General features: G+C 51.7%; 13 protein-coding genes and 1 pseudogene. All 14 read left to right on the top strand.

Annotation, left to right across the window (positions count from 1 at the left end; translation table 11 throughout):
- Positions 1 to 147: 147 nt before the first annotated feature.
- Positions 148 to 795: a glutathione S-transferase family protein gene (locus SLH47_RS25010; protein ID WP_320243707.1), complete on the top strand. Its 648-nt coding sequence runs from the start codon at positions 148 to 150 to the stop codon at positions 793 to 795.
- A gap of 333 nt (positions 796 to 1,128) precedes the next feature.
- Positions 1,129 to 1,626 (top strand): hypothetical protein, encoded by a 498-nt coding sequence (locus SLH47_RS25005; RefSeq protein WP_320243705.1) that lies wholly within the window; start codon positions 1,129 to 1,131, stop codon positions 1,624 to 1,626.
- 139 nt (positions 1,627 to 1,765) lie between these two features.
- A complete protein-coding gene (locus SLH47_RS25000; RefSeq protein ID WP_320243703.1) occupies positions 1,766 to 2,527 on the top strand; it encodes a hypothetical protein in 762 nt (253 codons plus the stop codon).
- An 841-nt stretch (positions 2,528 to 3,368) separates the two neighbouring features.
- Positions 3,369 to 3,827 carry a GNAT family N-acetyltransferase gene (locus SLH47_RS24995; protein WP_320243702.1) on the top strand — a complete coding sequence of 153 codons (459 nt, stop codon included), beginning with the start codon at positions 3,369 to 3,371 and terminating at the stop codon, positions 3,825 to 3,827.
- 20 nt (positions 3,828 to 3,847) lie between these two features.
- Positions 3,848 to 4,159, top strand: coding sequence for a VOC family protein (locus SLH47_RS26465; protein WP_413785679.1), 312 nt, complete (start codon positions 3,848 to 3,850; stop codon positions 4,157 to 4,159).
- Between the two features lie 74 nt (positions 4,160 to 4,233).
- Entirely contained in the window at positions 4,234 to 4,584 is a 351-nt protein-coding gene (locus tag SLH47_RS24990; RefSeq protein ID WP_413785680.1) for a VOC family protein, read from the top strand.
- An 844-nt stretch (positions 4,585 to 5,428) separates the two neighbouring features.
- Complete coding sequence (locus SLH47_RS26460; RefSeq protein ID WP_413785678.1) at positions 5,429 to 5,617, top strand: DDE-type integrase/transposase/recombinase; 189 nt, start codon at positions 5,429 to 5,431, stop codon at positions 5,615 to 5,617.
- A gap of 380 nt (positions 5,618 to 5,997) precedes the next feature.
- Positions 5,998 to 6,726 (top strand): ankyrin repeat domain-containing protein, encoded by a 729-nt coding sequence (locus tag SLH47_RS24980; protein ID WP_320243697.1) that lies wholly within the window; start codon positions 5,998 to 6,000, stop codon positions 6,724 to 6,726.
- A gap of 325 nt (positions 6,727 to 7,051) precedes the next feature.
- Positions 7,052 to 7,426, top strand: coding sequence for a hypothetical protein (locus SLH47_RS24975; RefSeq protein WP_320243695.1), 375 nt, complete (start codon positions 7,052 to 7,054; stop codon positions 7,424 to 7,426).
- On the top strand, positions 7,423 to 7,824 hold the full coding sequence (locus SLH47_RS24970) for a toxin-activating lysine-acyltransferase (RefSeq protein WP_320243694.1): 402 nt from the start codon (positions 7,423 to 7,425) through the stop codon (positions 7,822 to 7,824). Before SLH47_RS24975 ends, SLH47_RS24970 begins: the two co-directional genes overlap by 4 nt.
- Entirely contained in the window at positions 7,805 to 8,461 is a 657-nt protein-coding gene (locus SLH47_RS24965; protein WP_320243692.1) for an imm11 family protein, read from the top strand. The genes SLH47_RS24970 and SLH47_RS24965 overlap by 20 nt, the downstream gene beginning before the upstream one ends.
- 15 nt (positions 8,462 to 8,476) lie before the next feature.
- Positions 8,477 to 19,876 carry a calcium-binding protein gene (locus SLH47_RS24960; protein WP_320243690.1) on the top strand — a complete coding sequence of 3,800 codons (11,400 nt, stop codon included), beginning with the start codon at positions 8,477 to 8,479 and terminating at the stop codon, positions 19,874 to 19,876.
- A 126-nt stretch (positions 19,877 to 20,002) separates the two neighbouring features.
- Positions 20,003 to 20,293, top strand: a pseudogene (locus SLH47_RS24955) (transposase); the annotation flags it as partial.
- Between the two features lie 887 nt (positions 20,294 to 21,180).
- The coding region (locus SLH47_RS24950; protein WP_320243688.1) for a hypothetical protein at positions 21,181 to 21,393 on the top strand (213 nt) is incomplete at its 3' end.

Here is a 21,393-nt window from a genome sequence, read left to right as displayed (position 1 = left end):
GGCTGGCCCCCGACATCTGATCGAACGCAACAGAAGTCGGCAGGGCACCCTAAGCGAAGCCTCCACAAACTGAATCCGATGCGCAGAAGTATACAATTCAGACTACTGCAAATAGCTTGGATCATGTGAAGCGAGGAGAGGCACGGCATGATACTCGTGGGACAATTCGACTCTCCCTTCGTTCGCAGGGTCGCGATTGCGTTACACCACTACGGGCACCCGTTTGAACGGCGGGTGCTCTCGGTGTTCAAAGACTTCGATGAGATGCTCGCAATCAATCCGATGGGAAAGGTCCCGTCTTTAATTCTGGACGACGGCGAAACGCTGTTCGATAGCCGTGCCATTATCGAATATCTTGATGAAACGGCGCCCGCAGAACGAAGGCTTGCACCATACCAACAACCTGAAAGACGACGCGTCCTTCAGATTGAGGTTGTGGGTGTCACATTAGCCGAGAAAATCTACGAACGCGGGATTGAGCACAACAGACGAGCGCCGGGAACCAGCGACCCCATTTGGAGGAGGCGACTGGAGCAGCAGATCGGCTCCACATGCGAATGGCTAGAAGATCGGCTGTCTGGAGATTGGTTTTTCGAGGAGGGCTTTTCCCGCGCCGACCTCGCCGTGGCCGTGGCAATGCAATACCTCGAAAGGGTGCTGCCAATGCTGGAGAGCACTGTCCGGTATCCTCGACTTCACGCACACCGTTTATGCTGCGAAAGTCGTGAGGCCTTCGCCGCTGTGCGGGATGCACGGGACGAAGCCTTGGGCAGTGGCTGGACTCCGGAAACCTGAACTGTGCAGGGGTGGTGGCGTCAGCTGCACCGTGCCTTCGATATGAGCCTAATTTGATTTGTACGGACGATAGTCAAATGGTCGCTCAGTCCGCTGGCCGACCAGTGCGACTCAAAATCGAATGTCGGGTTTGGGCTGCCAGCGGTAGTCAGCACGTGTTGCAGCCGACGGCGGCTGAGAGCCCATTTTGGCCGATGCTGCGTTTTTGCAAGAATGGCAGCTTGAAGCGTCTTGGTTTTCAGTGTGCTAATAATAAATGTTTTTGCGGTCACTGTGCCAACGGCCGAAATAGTGTAAGACACTGCAGAAACTCGCAAACTAAGAGGAAAGCTCATGTTCAAACCAGTTCTTGTTGCCTCCTTATTGACGCTGGGGTGGACGATAGCAGCTCAAACACACGAGGTGAGTGTAGACATCCCTTTCACCCCTCAATTAGAAGTCGCTGGCATTGATACGCCACCGTTTGAGCTGGAAGATCTATTCACGGGTCCTGTAGGTGAACAGTTGTATCGAGCGCGATGTTCTCCAGATTTATTAATTGAAACCTCAGTTGGCGAGTGGTTAGAAAAGGATGAAAGATGGCAACAGCGATTTATTAGTTGCGTCGCGCTTGTAATGCGTGGTCCGTTAGTATTGAATAATACTCTCGAAGCTGGAAGCGAGTTCCAAGAAACGCCCAGTTCCGTAACATCCACCTTTCGAATTCTAGCTGAGCTCTACAGAGCACCGTACAATCTTTCTGCAGCAGAAGCTGTGAGTGGTACATTTGTTGTTTTAGGCATGGCAACGCCGCAAAATCGACGATCTCTGATGCGGGCCATCGCTGAATAAATACCCTGATCGGGACTGACCGTGAGTTGCTGGAAAAACTGAACAAAGCCAATCCTGACGCACGAATTGAGAGTATGGAAACCGTGCGGCGCTGGCGTCGTGAAGGCTTTCCGGGGCTGGAGGAAGGGATGGACTGAAAATGGCTAGACTACCGAACGTGACGATCTTTGGGCTAATGGGGCTTATGCCAAGCTGGCTGAGTTCGATGTTGTTTTGGGTGTTTGGGTTCTTGGCCTTAACAGCAGCTTTCTCGTTTGGTTTATTCGGTCAGCTAGAGCATGGAAACGGCATTCTTGGAGTTGATTTTGTGTTTGAACAGGTGGCGCTGGCCGCATTGTTGTTTGGTGCAGTTTGGGCCGCTGCCAGATTCTTCGTTGGACTCATCTTCGCTTTCGAGTGGTTGCCCCTTACCGGATCGTCCGGTCATCGTCGGATTCGAAACGCGATGCTCGCAATAGTTTTCAGTTTGATGTTCATCGGTATGAGCCAATGGTTCATTGAACTCGAGTTTTGGTACAACCGACTAATGCTGGCCAGCACAGCTGCCATATTGCTCGTTCCAGTGGTGTTTGGGGGTATTGCGTCCTTGCGGAAGCGCAGTGTCAGGGGTGTATTTGCCAGCCAGGGTAGTCTCATTATGCTGACAAGCCTTCTGATTTGGTTCAGCGTCGTTGCTGGGTGGGGTCGTGCCACCTACCTTACAGAATCCAACTATGCATCGATCTGTCTTTTCGATGGTGCCAAGATAGATGGCTCAGTGGTGCATGTCGGCGAAAAATACTTGACCTTAGTATTTGATGAGCGTTGGTACAGTATTCCCAGTGAGCGGGTGCTTTACATCAGGGACTATGACTTGGACGAAACCTGTTCCCTACCGACGCTTCCACCACAATTAGACTAAGGTGGGGCTGACGACCAAAAGGAGCGTTTTTGACTCCCTGCGATTCTTCAAGCGGCCGTTGGAGCAGCCGCAGCGAAGGTCTGGTTTGTCCGCATATTCTAGGTGTTCACCAAATCAGAGCAAAACCAATGAGCCCAGAGCGGACGATTGATTGTTTGCTATTTGGACTAATGCTAAAACGGCAGGATAGACAAAGTGGGGTTCAAGTAAAGTGCGAGATGTTTTGCCAATTGCCTATTTTGAACATCTGCAGACTGCGAACTGGCATGCGCCAGAAGTGACCGTGAGCGCCTATGAAATATGTGACCGCATAGCTCCCGTTAGACAACGCCTTGAAAATCAAATGCCTGATATCGAGACGCTTATGTCCGCTGAATTCATTCTCGGCTTTTGCTCTGACCTCGCGTCGACCTTAGATAACTGAAACCAAGCTGGTTTTCGAAATAGTGAGGCTTGGCAAAGCTTTCTGTCCGAACTGACAATCGAATTCAGTTTAAGAGAAACGCCGTTTTCAGAGAATGGGACTTATATTCTATCGCAACTATTTTCGAGTCATTTGACCACGCTTAGGTTACTAACTTCTTGGTTGCTTGTTGATGCACTGGGCAGAACGCTAAACGAGCCAAAGCTCTATATCTCACAGCAAGGTCTGGGCCTTTTACTCACCCACCTTTCTAATGGCGGCTCTCCAATATACGATGTTGAAGACATGCGCGGTAAGTTCCCAGACTGCTACCGATGATCGAATATAGAGGGCAACTTTGTCGCAAGGCAGAAGGCTGCTCTGAGCCCTCAGCACAAGGTGCTGTGTCTGCTGCGAAGGTCTGTTACGCTCTTTCACATGGAGATTAGGAACGCGACGACACAGGAACTGGAGGAGTGCGAGACCGTCCTTCGGGCGGCTTTTGGAGGCTACGTGCGGCAGCTTGGCCGCGAACAGTCTGACGATGCGTATTCTTGGCTGCCAGAAGCCGTATTGCAAAATCGCGTGTTAGTTTCAGTAAACAGTTCAGAGATCCAAGGCGTGGCCATCTTTTCAGCAAGTGAAACCATTTGGACTATCGAGCAAGTCGCGGTGAAGCCGAGCCTTAAAGGGCACGGAATCGGCCGCACGCTAATCCATCGGGTGGAACACGATGCGAAGAGTGCAGGCGCTCACAAGTTGGAACTAGACACAGCGGAAGTGATGACTGACTTGCTGCGATTTTACGAAAAATTGGGCTTCACAATCAACCGGAGAGGTTTGCCAGAACACGGTCGCGACAACTTCATTCGTGTCTATATGGAAAAAGCGATCTGAATCTGGTGTGACGTGTCTGATTGCGACGGCGCCTCAACACGGTTTTCACGTATGGCGATCCGCCGTTCTATGCCCAAGTTGCTCGAGATCATGCAGGTCTCAATCTGAGGGCTGTCGTCGGCCCAGTGTTCGGCGAGAGCTTTCGGACGCGTGAAGGAGGTGCACTTGCCGCAACACTGACCCTTGAGGACGTAGCACCTTTGTATGATACGATCCGGAAAGCTGGCCTTTCGTTTCATCAAGAGCTGCGCCGAGAACCATGGGGCGCCGAAACCTTCATAGTGGCCGATCCTGACGGCAACTTGGTTTGCTTTGCTGGACGGAAAGCTTGAGTGCTTTTTTTTGCCTGATGCCGCCCCATGCGGTATAATCTTGGCATGCACATCTATGGGTTTGATCATATCGTATTGTTGTCCGCAGTGTGGACGCCACATTGGATTTCTACCGGCGCGTTCTGGGCATGACCGGGCGTGAAGAGCGACCAGGAAAGTGGTCGCTTCACTTTGGGTCCAACAAGATCAGCCTTCAGGATGCCAGGGATTTGCCGAAGCTCGCAGAGAAGACTGTTCCAGGCAGCGGCAATTTTTGCATTTTGACAGACCATCCGATCCCCGATGTCGTTGCTCAGCTGAAGTCGTACAGCGTTGAGATCGTTGAAGGACCAGCGGAGAAGTCGGGAGCCGTGGGGAAACTGATTTCGGTTTATTTTCGTGATCCCGACGGCAATCTCGTTGAGGTCAGTAATCGGGCTGCGTGAGAGTGTGATTGAAGTGACCCTTAAACGTCCCCTTCGCTATGGCAAACGGCTTCAAGCTTAATGCCATGGGGATCCAACCAATAGGTTGCGTAGTGGACGCCGTATTCAGGAAACTCACGGGGCGCGTGCAAGATCTCGGCATCCCTCGACTGCGCCCATTGATGAGCCTCGCGCACGATACCTCGGGTCGGTCGCATTAAGGTATTGTTATGAAAAGACCACAAACACATATGGAGAAAGTACTCGGAAGCGATATAGCCGAACCTGATGAACTTGAAATCCCAGGTTCAAAGGAATCAGATAGCGAGCGCGTGCTATATTTTTCGGTTAACAAGGGTAAAACTGTTCGAACCCTGTTCAAAAAATACTGAACTTTTCTGATCCCCCATATGTACAATCAGGTGGGGCGCATGAGTGTGGTTGTCTTATAACAACGACGACATCTGAGATATTTTGCGCGCTGCAGTTTAGGGGTGATCTAGCTGGCTGGCGAAAGGACATTGAATTGGGCGCAGCTGCCTCAGGTAGCGAACTTGCAAGGATTGAGAACGGTAGTTTAGTAACTTTCGATGGGCGGTCCTATAGTCTTGCAGACTGCACGATTCAATTTACCTGATCACCGCTCCAACTCCTTAGCGAAGTTCATCAGTTCCAGTTCGATTGTGTTGCGTTCGCCCAGCTCTTGGAGTTGTTCATGTGCGTGATTGATGTGACGTAGCAGTTAACTGTAAGACTGCGCCCTTTTTGCAGTGTTTCAGCACTTAATGATGAGACTCAAAGTTCTCATTCTTCATATCAACTGCATCTGTTGCGGCGGTCCCCATTCGATCGCCGGAGACACCAAGTGATCGGTTGCCTGTATGAACTTGTCTCTGGTTGGCCCGAAGGCACGCGCGTCGGCGGCAAGTGGCGCTACTTGTGGCGGTCCGGTGACGCCGGCGGTCAGATGATTGACTTCCGCTTGACCGCGCGGCGAGATGCCAATGCAGCGACGGTCTTTCTCAACAAAGCGATTGGGCATGTACTCGCTTAGCGGAGTTGCGCCGGTACGCCGACACCATACAAATAGCAGAAGTGGCCGGAACCTAAAGGACCCGCCATGTATTGCAGTCTCGGATGTCCGGGCATGGCGCGCAGGGCCTAATAGGCTCAACGCCCATTACGCGAACTGATAAGGCGCATTTCGGCTCGTTGCTCCTAAAGAAGGCTGCATTCAGAAGCGTCGAGCTTCTATAGTTAAATAGGCCCCAACTATGGTTTGGTCGTGTAGAAGACGTCTTGTGTGGCAGGAAGATCCAGCCAACGACGTTCCCCAGATCGTGGGCGGAGTGATTTGAAGCAAGCTAGAGAGTTGCTCTATTGAGGTCGCCCATTAATTGATTTCATGGAGGCTCTATGAATAGAATTTCTGTTTTGCAGTTTCTTTTTGTCTTGTGTGGTTCTCTTGTTCTTGGAACCCCTGTCAGAGCGGAATTCACTTCGCTGCATGACGCCGCTGCACACGGTACCGAGTATGCAGATGTGACCAGGTTTCTTAACGCTGGAGCGGATGTGAATAGGGTCCGAGCGTATGGTGTAACCCCATTGCACCTTGCTGCAAAGAATCCACACCCCGAGATTACAGCGGCACTTATCGCAGCCGGCGCGGATCCCAATGCGCGTACGAACGACCAAGCCGTTCCGCTCCTGTGGGCTGCCGCCCAAAATTCAAACCCGCTCGTTGTGCAGATGTTGGTTGATGCTGGCGCTGATGTGAATGCGGCAAACAACTTCAATAATACACCGTTGCATGCATTGCTTCTCAATCCCCATGCGTCCCAACTCGCACCCGTGCTCTTGCAGGCGGGTGCGGACGTCAATGCCCGCGGTGTTGTAGGGGTTACTCCGCTACATCAAGCCACACAGTTGAACTTTGATCTGGCTGCAATTTTGGTTGATGCTGGCACAGATGTGAACGCCAAGGATGACATGGGCAGGACGCCTATCTTCTTTGCGGTAGGGGTTTCGAATGCGGACGCAGTCGCGATGCTGATCGAAGCAGGCGCGGAGTTGAACCTTGTGGACGCCGAAGGCAGGCATCTGCTGAGCTACGCAAAAAGCTCGAAAATCTCCGATTTGCTCAAGGAAAATGGTGCGAGATGATTTTTGTGCTGTAGCAAAAAACTGGGCGGTTCTCCCGCAGGCAAGGGGGATGTAAACTGCGAAGCGGTTTGGCACTTGTTTCGTAAGCCGAATGGTGTGGGCTAAAGCCAAATGCCGAGATTGGGCTTAGAGTGATGGAAACATCCCGATATTCAACATCACTGAACATAACTGCGAGTTGACGTGCGAAACCTCAATCAAGACTTTAGGAGCATAGATTACTTCTATTGAAGAATAGGATCTGCGCGCTTGTCTGCATTAATCTTGGCGTATAATTTCGTGTTATTGAGGTGGATTTTCTCCTGTTTGTATAGAGGAATCTCAATTGCAAGATCTCAGACCTGAATTGATCAAGTCCCATATCGACCATCAGGAAGAGCAACAGAGGAGTTTTCTTTTGTGCGCCGATTTCCACAGTTTGTGGAAGGACTGGAATGCGGCTCGAAGGGCTGCGAAAGAAACCGGCAAGCCTTTCAAAGACCCGCGCCCGGCAAGATTCATCGAGGAAAAAGATATTTGGCGCTTGCTGAACGACTATCCTGGTGACCCCAGCTTCCGGACGCGGGTCGAGGACTCCTTCGGGCGAGGATTACTTATTTCCGCCGGCGCACGTTTTGTCGGCCTCTGCCTTGCACCTCGAGTCTCGGCTTCACCATGCCTTCGACGCTCATATCTGATGTTTAGAATTATGATTGCATGACTGATGCAAGGAATAAGACACTTCAGGAAAAACTAGATCCTGAAACCTTTGCGTCAGTCATGGGGCAAGCTGTTTGGTTGATGTCGATGTCCGAGGCGCATCGTGACCTACCAATCAAGTCGGTGGAAAAACTTATCGCGCCAGCACTCTTGCTCAAACAGTTCAAACTGTACGCACAAGGAAAACGTCCTTTAGCCTTCCTAACCTGGGCGACTGTATCGGACGCTGTTGCGAAGCGCTTTCATGACGGTGACCGTCAACTTGAGCTGACAGACTGGCGAGGAGGGGACAACCTGATTGTCGTCGAATGCGTGTCGCCGTTTCAGCCGAAAGAGGAAATCGAGCGTACCTTTCTGAAGGATTTTGCGAGAGCGCTCCATGACCAAAAAGAGAACTGATACTTTGAATTTTTACATCATCAAGCTTGATCACGAAGACTCGCTATCGCTCACATACAGGTTCTCTCCCGGAAAAGTGGCTCCATCACCTTGGCCTGACAATGTTTGGTTGCCGTCAAGGGATATGCAATTCACTGTCGATCATCGCTTCACAGAAGAAACAAAAACAGAACTTCAGAAACTTTGGCTGCTGATAAATCCAGAACACTGTGAATTTGCGGACGTAATTGGGCAGTTTGGAAAGTTCTTAGACTATCCACCTGCTGTAAATGAACACATGAGGCGCGCGCTTGAGAAGTTCGATGGTGAATGTTTCGATTTTGCCGAAACGGGTCCGATATATGACTCGCGACATGATCGCAAGATCAGCTCAGATAGATACTGGTTCGTATCAGTTCGTCGATGGATCGATGGTTGGGACAAGGAGAATTCTGGTCTCCAAATACGTACGCGGAGAGATGGAACGAGCTATGGCACGATCTATCCGCCCTACACGCTCAATCTCCGTGCGATTAACGGAGCTCACTTGTGGCGCGATGCGTCTAGCAGGGATGTTCTCTGCTCGGATGTATTCAAGAAGATGGTCGAGACCGAAGGTCTGACCGGCTTGTATTTTCAAAAAATTCTAGATTCCTAGAAAGATTGTACCGTTATGGCAAACTTGCAGAACCACCACATTGGACCTCAACAGATCTTGCCCGGTGGCAGTAGCCCACATGAAATATTCCTCGACTTGTCGGATGCTGGGATTGATCTGGATATAGATGGTGCTGGATTCAACATTATGGCGCTGCCAGATGCGGATGGTTTCGTATTCCAAGGCCACAACGGATCTCATGCAGGCTACACTCGTTGGTATGAAAATCAGCTTTCCCAAATTCGTGTTGAAAATATTGGCGATCCGCAGCGGATGGCCAATGAGATCAAAGGTCTAAACAACGTCATCAAGTCTGCGTTTGCTGATCCAGACTTTGACCTCCCGTTGAACGGGCTTGAGGCGCAAGATGGCGTTTCGGGGTCTGATCGGGTCTTTAATCTCTGGACTGAAGCGCTTCAATACTCAGACTATACGGCAACAAATGAGTTTAAGCTTGGTGCCGATCATGGCGGCAATATTGCCGTAGCCGTTAAAGGCAATGCTGGCCAATTGGTTCCTGGTGGATCGGCTACGAACAGCTTCAAGTTCGCTGACCTGTCGGTCGACGAGCAAAGAGATTTGTTCACGCAGTTCAAGGATGAGTTATCCGAGTTATTGACCGGGCTTCCCGATGACTTTGATGCAGGTAACGCCCAATCCATTGCTGATCTTCAGGGCGCGATCAACGCTATCTCATCTGGCCAAGATGGGGCCGAGCTCGCATCGGTTATCAACGGCAGCGATGGTGCTCCGAAGTATGTGAAGTATCTCACTGCTGGCGGTGCCGTTGCGGTTGTCTTCTCCCCGTCATTTGCTCTGGCGGCTACTGAAGCGCTTGATGGAATTGGCAAGGGCTCGGCTCTCGTTGATGGTGTTTCTCTGACCTTGCTTGGCCATGGTTTGATCGAGAGTGGCGTATTGCCGGAAGGATCGGGGATATCGGATGTTGCGAGACTACTCGGCAACTCTAACGTGCGGTCAGTTGTTGTTTCGCAGCTAGACAACCTTGCCTTGGAGATCGGTAAAGAACTCGCACTTTCGGGGGTAGCTACGGCTCTGGGTATTGGGATTCTTTGGAAGGGCTACGAGATTTATCAGAGCATGGACGGATTGGTCAGCTCGCTCGCATTTGCCTCTGAATACTCAGACAACGCAATTATCGATGGTTTGAACGATACCGTTCAGGATGTAGCTGCGTGGCTGGATGCACGCTTTGGCGCAGACCCGAGCTATCAGCCTCAGTTTGTTGAAATGGGTACGTTCATCAATGCGACCTTTGACACCGCGACACGTCTGGAGATTGGCTCGGTTATAAAGAACTATCTGAATTCTAAAGGCGTCAATACAGGCAGCTTTGACGATGATGATTTGGTCGTTTTGCTGGGTACCCTTGAAGGATATGCGTTGGGCCAAGGCCTTGATCTGCAAGAAACGCTTCAAGATGCAATCTATGCTAGTGATGTCTTATCTGTCCAAGACAAGATCGCTCTCGATCCAACGCGGTGTTTTCCGGCCGGAACGATGATCGCGATGTGGGACGGCACTGAGAAGCTTATCGAGGATATTCGTCCCTCTGACATCGTATTAGCCTTTGAAACGCAAGGCGAACCACGCCCAGGTATCGTGACGCATCTCTTTCAGAACTTCACAACAGACTGGGTCGAGTTGCGATTTGACGATGGCCGGAAACCAATCGTGGTCACGCCGGGGCACCGTTTTCTCACTGAGACCGGCTCGTATCTCGAAATCGAGAAGATGCTTCGGCTTGGCGGAGGAACAGCTAGCGTCGTCTCAAAAGATGGGGACGTGCTTCAAGTAACTGGCGAGCTAATAAGCTACACCCAGGAGACAGCGAATTACTTCGAACGGGCAGTCCAACTTGCTTCAGCCTCCGGCCTTGCAACTGCGCCCGCAGAAGGATGGCGCACATACAACTTCGAGGTCGCGGCATACCACAACTACGTCGCGGATGGCATCCGCGTTCATAACGATTCCCTACTATCATTGCTGAAGCCAGCGGAACTTGAGAACGTGGTTCGACTTGACGTTGATGCAGATGGCACCCCTACCTTTGCAGTTGTGAAGTTTCCACAGAGTAATGCGGAAGTCGAAGTCACACTGCAGTCTGGGAGCGGATCAACGCTTGAAGGCCTCGTCGAAGTAACCTTCTCTGATGGTCGTGGGAACCTGATCTACCAACGCATCACTCGTGATGCCACGGGGAACGAAGTTGTTGAAGAACCAATCCCTCTGACAGGGTCACAAGCTGGCGCAGAAATTATCGGAGCGCTCACACCGTTCATTACCTCGCGCTATATCGACGAGGACTCTAGCATCTTTGAACAAGTTGCCGCTGGCAGTGTTATCGGAACAGTGCTTGAGAACCTTGGCGAGGTAATGGGTGGTTTGGCCCATAGAGAACTGGTCAACTTTGGAGACTTTGATCTCGCCACACAGATTGATACTGCCTTTGAGGTCACGTGGAGTGATTTTGGAGGTGAATTGGTCGTAGCGGGTGTCGAGAATACGATATCAGTCGTCAACCAGCTTATTCTTGCTGAGATCTTTGAGGGTCCTAATGAGGCTGGTTTTGCAGGAGCAGTCGCTCAAGCAGTCCTTAGCAACGGTATCACAGATGCTCTTAATGAAGGTGCTTCCTTTGTCCTTCAGACTGAGTTTGTTCAAAACGTCCTTCAGGATTTGCCGTTATCTGAAGCATCTCAGGCGGCAATATCAGATTTCACATCGGGTCTTGAGGCAAGAGATCTGACGACCGGTTTGACCAGTGCAGTTTTCACTGCTGTTATCAATGAAGCTTTGCCCGATCTGGAAACACAAGAAGGTGCAGTTGCCTCTGCGTTGACCAATGCTGCCGTCAGTGCGTTTGCATTGCTAACCAATTCTGTCAGTTGGGCGACCGGGCCAATCGGAGCCGTTATTGGTTGGTTTGTTGGAAAGATGTTTGACAGTTTCTTCTATGAAACCCCTGAGGCGTGGACTGAAGTTGGCTTTGATGAAGAGACCGGTTTTTTCGTTATCCTTGATACGTGGTCTGCTGGCGGCGGCAATGAAGGGCTGAGCCGTGATATTGCCCAGCTATATTTAGATAGCATTAATGGCTTCATCGAGACCGTCATGTCGCAATCCAATAACTACTCGGAGCTTGGGCAGTGGTCGTTTGGACATTTTGGTGATTTGTTAAAGGCTGCCGGCCGTGATGGAAAGACATTCAAGGATGTGCGTGAGACGTTCACGGAAGCCTACATTAACGACCTTGGCGACGTTGAGCTGCAGGATGGCCAACTGGCAGCAGTACGAGCTCTAGACGCGGCCGATGTTTCGGGAGCGATCGTCAATTCGACATTTGTTGATTTCTTGGGATACGCAAAACAAGTCGACCAGGTACAGGGCGTTCCAGGTCTTGCAGGTTATGATGCCGCACTGGATACAATACCTCTGGCAACGAGTGATGGTTCAGTATTTAGGCAGCTACTACAGAACGTTGTTAATCTTGCGGATCAATCCGATAGTGTGACCACAGCAAAAATCAATGTAAGGGCGGGAGTTCCAACAAACCCTGTTTATTTTAGCATTGAATATATCAGCATGTCATCGGCTAACCAGTTTCAACTGCTTGCCGACGTTTTCCGTGAGCAACTAGCAACATCAGACTTTGGGACATATGAAGAGTATTTCCAAGAATTTGCACCTGATGAGCTCATTGGTTTGAGAAATGAAGAGATCTTCATTGCGGTGAATTCAAATCTGGAAATTGCAAGCGCATATCATACCTATTTAGAAAATCAGGATGCAATTGATGCTTTGATCGCCACTTCGCCTGAGTCAGCTTTTGCCGCTGGCTGGGTTACGACGCTGGCGGCGGCAAGGCAATTAGGGTTGTCAGAAAGCTATGATGCAATTGGAGATGATCTGAACAATCAGTTCTTTACGGGCCTTGGCGATGACCGTGTTGACGGTAAGGATGGTGATGACCTCATAAAGACCTACGCGGGTGAAGACGAAGTTATTGGTGGTGCAGGTGATGATAAGATCTTCGGTGGGCGTGATAATGACGTTCTCGATGGAGGGATTGGTAATGATGTCATTAATGGGGGTACCGGAAGCGACCAAATCTTTGGTGGGGACGGTACTGACACCTTGTACGGTGAGGATGGCGATGACAGCCTGTATGGCGGTAACGGCAATGACATGCTTATCGGCGGTGCAGGTGCGGATGATCTGGATGGTGGGGCTGGCTTCGATCAGGTGGCTTATTGGGGTGCGCCATCCAGGGTGACGGCGTCGCTACAGGATACTTCCCTGAACACAGGTGACGCGGCCGGGGATACCTATATCAGCATTGAATGGCTTGCCGGATCTGCATTTGATGACAGCCTGTATGGCGATGCTGCAGCAAACCATCTTTATGGCGGGTGGGGTAACGACTACCTATACGGCGCCGCTGGCAATGACAGCGCGTATGGCGGTGACGGCAATGACCATCTGATTGGCGGTGCAGGTGCGGATTACCTGGATGGCGGGGCTGGCTTCGATCAGGCGGCTTACTGGTCAGCAACGTCAGGCGTGACGGTTGATCTGGCCAATGCTGCGGCCAATACGGGTGAAGCGGCGGGCGATGTTTTTGTTTCCATCGAAAGTCTGGCGGGATCCGCGCATGCAGATACGCTGCGTGGGGACGGCGCCAACAACAGTCTTTGGGGGTTGGACGGAAACGATAGCCTACACGGCGGCGCCGGACACGACGAGATCCGGGGCGGCACCGGGGATGATGTCCTTCATGGTGGTGCTGATAATGACCATCTGATTGGCGGTGCAGGTGCGGATCATTTGGATGGCGGGGCTGGCTTCGATCAGGCGGCTTACTGGTCAGCAACGTCAGGCGTGACGGTTGATCTGGCCAATGTTGCGGCCAATACCGGTGAAGCGGCGGGCGATGTTTTTGTTTCCATCGAAAGTCTGGCGGGATCTGCACATGCAGATACGCTTCGTGGCGATGCGACAAACAACAGTCTTTGGGGGTTAGACGGAAGCGACAGCCTGCACGGCGGCGCTGGGGATGACAGACTTATCGGCGGTGCAGGTGCGGATCATTTGGATGGAGGGGCTGGCTTCGATCAGGCGGCCTATTGGGGTGCGACGTCTGGAGTGACGGCGTCGCTGCAAGATACTTCCCTGAACACAGGCGACGCGGCGGGGGATACCTATGTGAGCATTGAACGGCTTGACGGATCTGCGTTTGATGACAGCCTGTACGGTGATGCTGCAGCAAACCAACTTCATGGCGGCTTCGGAAACGACCACCTATACGGTGACGCTGGCGATGACAGCGTGTATGGCGGTGATGGCAATGACTATCTGATTGGCGGTGCAGGTGCGGATTACCTGGATGGTGGGGACGGCTTCGATCAGGCGGCCTATTCGGGTGCGACATCAGGGGTGACGGTTGATCTGGCCAATGCTGCGGCCAATACCGGTGAAGCGGCGGGTGATGTTTTTGTTTCCATCGAAAGTCTCGGAGGATCCGCGCATGCAGATACGCTACGCGGGAATGGGGCCAACAACAGTCTTTGGGGGTTGGACGGAAACGACCTTCTTTACGGCGGCGCTGGCGACGACTGGCTGGACGGGGGCGCGTCGGATGGCTGGGACGGCCTCTTCGGGGGCGAAGGCAATGATACTTATGTGTTCTCGCGGGCGTCCGGCAACACCTACATAGATGAGCAGGGAGCAGGTTCCACACAAGATCGGATTTTGTTAAAAGATCTGTCGATCTGGGATTTCACGGCCCATTGGTCGGATGACCAGGTCCGGATTGAGGCCGCTGTTAACGGAGATGGTGATCAGCTTCATATCTACAATGCCGACCAGATTGAGCGCTTTGAGTTCGAAAAGGATGGCTTGAGCTTTTCCAGCTGGTGGGTTGGCGCGTCTGCATTCTCAGATGATATCATCAATGACACAAGCCTGGGCAATGGACTAATTTTTGCTGGAAACGGCAATGATACGGTATTTGGCAATGGTGGAAATGATCACATCCTTGGTGACGCCGGAAACGACGTCCTGCACGGCAATGGTGGCGACGATCATCTGGTCGGCGGATTGGGTAACGACGTCATGCGCGGCCATGCGGGGAATGACCGCTATACCTGGTCCCGCGGCGATGGAAATGATCATATACACGATCATACCAGCCTGGTGGATATCGACACCCTCGTTTTGACCGATGTCGCATCCACCGACGTTGAGCTGACACGTCCTGAGGGGTCCGTTCATCTGTATGTCAACGTGGTCGGCGGCAATGGCGCTGGGACGATCGAACTCTGGGATCAGTACAACAGCAATTACCCTGGCAGCGGCATAGAGGTGATCGAGTTTGCCGACGGCGTCACCTGGACACGTGATGACATTGAAAAACAGACATCGGTGAAAGGGACCGACCAGAACGATGCTTTAAATGGTATCGACACCGCAGAAAACATCTTCGGCCTGGCTGGCAACGACGTCCTGCACGGCAATGGTGGCGACGATCATCTGGTCGGCGGATTGGGTAATGACGTCATGCGCGGCCATGCGGGGAATGATCGGTACACCTGGTCCCGCGGCGATGGAGATGATTATATACACGATCATACCAGCCTGGTGGATATCGACACCCTCGTTTTGACCGATGTCGCATCCACCGACGTTGAGCTGACACGTCCTGAGGGGTCCGTTCATCTGTATGTCAACGTGGTCGGCGGCAATGGCGCTGGGACGATCGAACTCTGGGATCAGTACAACAGCAATTACCCTGGCAGCGGCATAGAGGTGATCGAGTTTGCCGACGGCGTCACCTGGACACGTGATGACATTGAAAAACAGACATCGGTGAAAGGGACCGACCAGAACGATGCTCTAAATGGTGTCGACACCGCAGAAAACATCCTCGGCCTGGCTGGCAACGACGTCCTGCACGGCAATGGTGGAGATGACTGGATGTTTGGCGGCGCAGGGGATGATTATCTGATTGGCGGCGCAGGTGCGGATTATCTGGATGGCGGGGATGGCTTCGATCAGGCGGCTTACTGGGGTGCAACGTCCGGCGTGACGGTTGATCTGGCCAATGCATCTTCCAATACGGGTGAAGCGGCGGGGGATGTTTTTGTTTCCATCGAAAGTCTCGCGGGATCCGCGCATGCAGATACGCTTCGTGGGGATGGGGCCAACAACAGTCTTTGGGGGTTGGACGGAAACGACAGCTTGTATGGCGGGTGGGGAGACGACCTTCTTTATGGCGGTGCTGGCGACGACTGGCTGGACGGGGGCGCGTCGAATGGCTGGGACGGCCTCTTCGGGGGCGAAGGCAATGATACCTATGTGTTCTCGCGGGCGTCCGGCAACACCTATATTGATGAGCACGGAGCAAGTTCCGCGCAAGACCGGATATTGTTCAAAGATCTGTCGATCTGGGATCTCACGGCGCATTGGTCGGAGGACAATGTCCGGATTGAGGTCACTGTCAACGGAGATGGTGATCAGCTTCATATCTACAATGCCGACAAGATTGAGCGCTTTGAGTTTGAGAAGGATGGCTTGAGTTTTTCCAGCTGGTGGGTTGGCGCATCTGCATTCTCAGATGATGTCATCAATGACACAAGCTGGGGCGATGGCCTCATCCTCGCGGGTGCTGGCAATGATGTCGTTCACGGCAACGCCGGAAACGATCATTTGCTCGGGGGATCTGGCGATGACACGTTGTACGGTGGCGCTGGAAACGACGGTATTTTGGGGGGCGAAGGTAACGACCTTCTTTACGGCGGCGCTGGCGCTGATTGGCTGGACGGCGGGACTGGCTTCGATCAAGCGGCTTACTGGGGTGCAACGTCTGGCGTGACGGCTGATCTGGCCAATGCTGCGGTCAATACCGGTGAGGCGGCGGGGGATGTTTTTGTTTCCATCGAAAGTCTCGCGGGATCCGCTCATGCAGATACGCTTCGTGGGGATGGGGCCATCAACAGTCTCTGGGGTCTGGACGGAAACGATACGCTGCATGGCGGCGCTGGCAATGATTGGATGTATGGCGGTGCAGGTGCGGATTATCTGGATGGCGGAGAGGGCTTTGATGGGGCGGGTTATTTGGGTGCGACATCTGGGGTGACGGTTAACTTGGCCAACGCTGCGGCCAACACGGGTGAAGCGGCGGGGGATGTCTTTGTTTCCATCGAAAGTCTCGGAGGATCCGCGCATGCAGATACGCTTCATGGTGATGGGGCCATCAACAGTCTCTGGGGTTTGGACGGAAACGACACGCTGTATGGCGGAGAGGGCGATGACTATTTGTATGGCGGTGCGGGTGCAGATTATTTGGATGGCGGAGAGGGCATTGATCGGGCGGGTTACGTAACTGCAACGTCTGGAGTAACTGCGTCACTGCAAGGCACATTCCTGAACACAGGCGAAGCGGCCGGGGATACCTATGTCAGCATTGAATGGCTTGACGGATCTGCGTTTGATGACATCCTGTATGGCGATGCCAGCGCAAACCATCTTCATGGTCTGAATGGTGATGACACCCTGCATGGCGGCGCCGGAAACGACACACTGATTGGTGGCCTTGGGGACGATACGCTCATCGGAGGCTCCGGCAATGATGAATTCTTATGGGCACAAGGCGATGGCAATGACGTGATTCTATCCCGGGACGGTTTTTTGACAGCCGCCGGTGGTGAGGACGGTCTGGTGCTTCTGGATGTTACCTCTGATCAGGTCGAAGTCAGCCGTGTCGGTCACGATGTCCAGCTCAGGATCCTTCCGACAAATGAGGTGATAACACTTTCGGAGCATTTCAAGAATTTTATCGTTTCGGGCGAAACCGTTGCTCTTGATCCGGTTGATGTGGTGAATTTCGCGGATGGAGAGGTTTGGAGCGTTCAGGACCTGGAAACCCGGGCCTATATTCGTGGGACTGATGGAAACGATACCCTGAACGGAGGTTCAGATGACGAAATGCTGGCTGGTGGCCTTGGGGACGACATCTTGTACGGTCGTTCAGGTAACGACACACTGAATGGTGATCTTGGGGATGACACCCTGGACGGCGGTTCAGGCAACGACACGCTGTCTGGCGGCCTTGGGGACGATACGCTAATCGGTGGTTCCGGCGATGATGAATTCCTATGGGCACAAGGCGACGGCAATGACGTGATTCTATCCCGGGACGGTTTTTTGACAGCCGCCGGTGGTGAGGACGGTCTGGTGCTTCTGGATGTTACCTCTGATCAGGTCGAAGTCAGCCGTGTCGGTCACGATGTCCAGCTCAGGATCCTTCCGACAAATGAGGTGATAACACTTTCGGAGCATTTCAAGAATTTTACCGTTTCGGGCGAAACCGCTGCTCTTGATCCGGTTGATGTGGTGAATTTCGCGGATGGAGAGATTTGGAGCGTTCAGGACCTGGAAAGCCATACCTATATTCACGGGACTGATGGAAACGATACGCTTATCGGCACCACGGATGATGAAACCTTCTTCGGCGGCGCGGGCGATGATATTATCAGAACAAATGGAAACGACACCGTTATCTGGCAAGCAGGTAATGGCAATGACGTCATTCAAAGCAGTGGCTATTATGATGAAGGCGTAGGAGATAACGACCGCTTATCGCTTTTGGATATCATGTCAGATGACATCGAGATTTCCCGAAGTATCGATGACATGCTTTTGACCATCCTGTCGACGGGAGAAACTATTACATTCGAAGGGTATTACGAAACAGGCATTGCAAGTACAAACGGACAACGGGTTGACTATACACCGATTGATACAGTTGCATTTGCAGATGACCTGATATTAGAACGCGACGAGCTTGAGCTACTGGCTCGTACACTTAATGGCACCCAATCTGACGACATAATATCAGGATCGGATTTCGATGACATTATTGTTGGGAATGCGGGCGACGATCAGATCGAAAGCTACGGCGGCGCCGATGTCTTTATTTGGTCGCCTGGAGATGGCAACGATACACTTTCGTTTTCAGGTTCGTCGAGACTGGTGCTGGAGCAGATCACACAACCAAATGTGTCAGTTTCAAGACAGGGTGACGATGCGCTGATAACGATATCGCCCAGCAACGAAACAATAACGGTTGTCGACGCGTTCTTAGGCCGCAGGGATGGCGATGAAACTTCAGATAGGTTTTCCAATTATAGTTACCTGACATATGAAAACGGGCTACTGCTGGAGTTTTCGGATGGATCCACGCAGTCTATTTGGGATTTGACGGCATCGGTAATTCTGCATGGAACCAACGAAGCGGATTACCTGTTCACCAATGTTACTGGCGCTCAACTGTATGGAAATGAAGGTGATGATGAACTGAGTTCAACTTCGGATGCACAACTTTTCGGTGGTGAAGGAGATGATGATCTGTTCTCCGACGCTGGATGGTATTCTGATACAACCCGGATCGAAGTTGTTTTTGATGGTGGGGCCGGCACAAATGCGTTTTACGGATCGCCATACTCAGCTGACACATACATAATCAACCTCATCAGTGGGCATCATCTAATCGATACGGCGAAAGACTTTGAAGGAATCTCAAAAGACTGTATTCAATTTGGCCCTGGCATTTCTGAAGACATGTTGTCATGGTCACTTTCTTTTGAGAGTGATCTGACTTTGCGTTTTGACTCGGGCAATGGAGACACGGTCTCGGCGGTTTCCTTGGAAATTGTAACACTCATTGAAACCAACACCGCATTTCGGGATCAGATAATCGCGAACTCCGGTCTGCCAGTGAGTGATTTACTGGACACGCTTCAAACGGCAGGCGTCACAGAAAGCGATCTATTCGACCTGTTGGACATTACAGATACATCTACAACGTTTATTTCTCTTGATTCAATTGCTCAGCATTATTCCAATGTCTTGTTAAACTCTTCACTTACCACAGTAAGAGTCTTCGACTGGGTCGTTGATCCACAAAAACACATCACTGAATTCAAGTTGTCCGACGGCACCATTCTTGACATTCCGGGTCACATTGACGTGCCTGAACTTGGTTGGATCAGAGGTTCTGACGATGTTGATGATCATCTGGTGGGAACGTCGAATTCAGATCGTATCGAAGGGCTCGGTGGTGCAGATACAATGGATGGTGGGGCTGGTGACGATACGCTATATGGTGGGGCAGGCGCTGATCTATTTGTCTTTTCGCAGAATATGGGAAGTGATTTGGTTTGGGACTTTGAAGATTCCGTGGACTTGATAAAAGTGAATGGATTTGCCTTTGAAGACTTGACGATTCAATCGTTCGAAGGGTGGGCAACTGAAATCACGACGCTTAATGGAGAATCAATGCATTTGTATGTTGATCCCACATACATCACTGTAGATGATTTTATCTTTGCATAACATAGGTATACTTAATGTGGCGGGCAGAGGCTTCCACCGGCCCTGCCCTTCATGGTGATCGTCGGTAAGTACCGTGCAGCCAGACGTCCAAATCATCATTGAAGGTTGGGTCATCTGACGCTCACGCTGCTTCAGGGTTTGCCAAAGGTCGACTGGTTGCTTGGGGATCGCCGCTACGACACAGATTGGTTCAGAGACGCGTTGCAAGACAAAGGGATACGTCCATGTATCCTCGGCCGCAAGCAACGCAAGAAGCCAGTCAAATATGACAAACGCCGCTACAAACGCCGCAATCGGATTGAGATCATGTTCGGTAGGCTCAAGGATTGGCGGCGTGTGGCGACCCGATACGACCGATGCCCAAAGGTCTTCCCCTCAGCAATCGCCCTCGCCGCAACCGTCATTTATTGGTTGTGAATCCAGACCCTAGTCGCGACGATGTGGTCATTGAAGCATTCAATGCGTGATATTAAAAGTCATTTTCGATAATCGCGACCAACTCTCTCGCGACATTTTCATTTGGAAGAGGAGAGTAATAAAAACCCGCCCCCTTTACGGTGATTTCTAAGGTGTTATCGGATACACGCCGAAATCTCGCGCTATGGCCCACAGTATGGTTTTGATAGACAGGAAAATTACCAACTTCGATAACTCCCACGTCCCGGTCAATTTTGGTAAGGCTGCCTTGCCACCATGAGGTCGAACACGCAGGTAAGTTGGGATCTTTAGGTCCCATACCGTTACATGGCGCTATTCCATTTTCCGAGAGAATCCCCAGCAAACGATCCGTAAGTTGCGGGTTAGTGATTGTCGGATTTATCTCCAAGGTTTCCCTATGTGATGGGGTTGGCAAGAAAACCTCACAACCTGAGACCACTATCAATAAACAAATGGGTAGGATGGACCTTCCGAGCCGTTCCAAGAAATACTGCATAGTACTCTCAATTGAGTTCAAGACACACACAGCTTTTAGCGCATCGGTGCCGTATTGGGGAAATTCCCAATTTCTATAATTGAATAGCCAACAGCTATGGTGAGCTTTTGCAGAACGCCCGTAGATGGGGTGCCACAGAAGTGATGATCGCGTAATCGGCCCAGCCGTGTGCTTTCGGGGTGACGGTCCTGTTCTGACCAATCCGGATCCGCCGTGAGGGTTCCAACATCTCCATTCAGATCAAAGGGGAAGGACGTGCAGCTCGAGGGGTTGGAAACAGCCTTCGCACGCTCCACGGAGGTGCCATCGTCAGCGTAAAAGAAGAAAGGGGGCTTCGCTTTGAGTGATCCTAGGCGGGATCGGAAAGAGCTTGCGCTACGGCGCAAGCGGAAATGTGCGAAGAGTTGGCCCGTCGGACGATCTCCAGAATCTCTTCAGGTTTTCCATAGTAACCGGTGCCTCGGCCAGGCCTCGTTACTCTAAAGAAGACTTCATTGAGTTCGACATCATCGCCTCGAAATGGCCTGCTGCCGGTTTCGTGGACGGCACCTTAAGCTTTCATAGCTCGCTCCTCGAATGTGAT

Origin of the sequence: Cognatiyoonia sp. IB215182 (assembly GCF_033963905.1) — a bacterium.
GTDB lineage: Bacteria > Pseudomonadota > Alphaproteobacteria > Rhodobacterales > Rhodobacteraceae > Yoonia.
Note: the sequence above shows the minus strand (reverse complement) of the source record. Positions and strands in the feature narration are given on the sequence as shown.

Excerpts from the sequence above, each read along its gene's own strand:
- SLH47_RS24970 (WP_320243694.1), top strand. The coding sequence starts at position 7,423 with ATGACTGATGCAAGGAATAAGACACTTCAGGAAAAACTAGATCCTGAA.
- SLH47_RS24995 (WP_320243702.1), top strand. The coding sequence starts at position 3,369 with ATGGAGATTAGGAACGCGACGACACAGGAACTGGAGGAGTGCGAGACC.
- SLH47_RS25000 (WP_320243703.1), top strand. The coding sequence starts at position 1,766 with ATGGCTAGACTACCGAACGTGACGATCTTTGGGCTAATGGGGCTTATG.
- SLH47_RS24960 (WP_320243690.1), top strand. The coding sequence starts at position 8,477 with ATGGCAAACTTGCAGAACCACCACATTGGACCTCAACAGATCTTGCCC.
- SLH47_RS25005 (WP_320243705.1), top strand. The coding sequence starts at position 1,129 with ATGTTCAAACCAGTTCTTGTTGCCTCCTTATTGACGCTGGGGTGGACG.
- SLH47_RS25010 (WP_320243707.1), top strand. The coding sequence starts at position 148 with ATGATACTCGTGGGACAATTCGACTCTCCCTTCGTTCGCAGGGTCGCG.
- SLH47_RS24965 (WP_320243692.1), top strand. The coding sequence starts at position 7,805 with ATGACCAAAAAGAGAACTGATACTTTGAATTTTTACATCATCAAGCTT.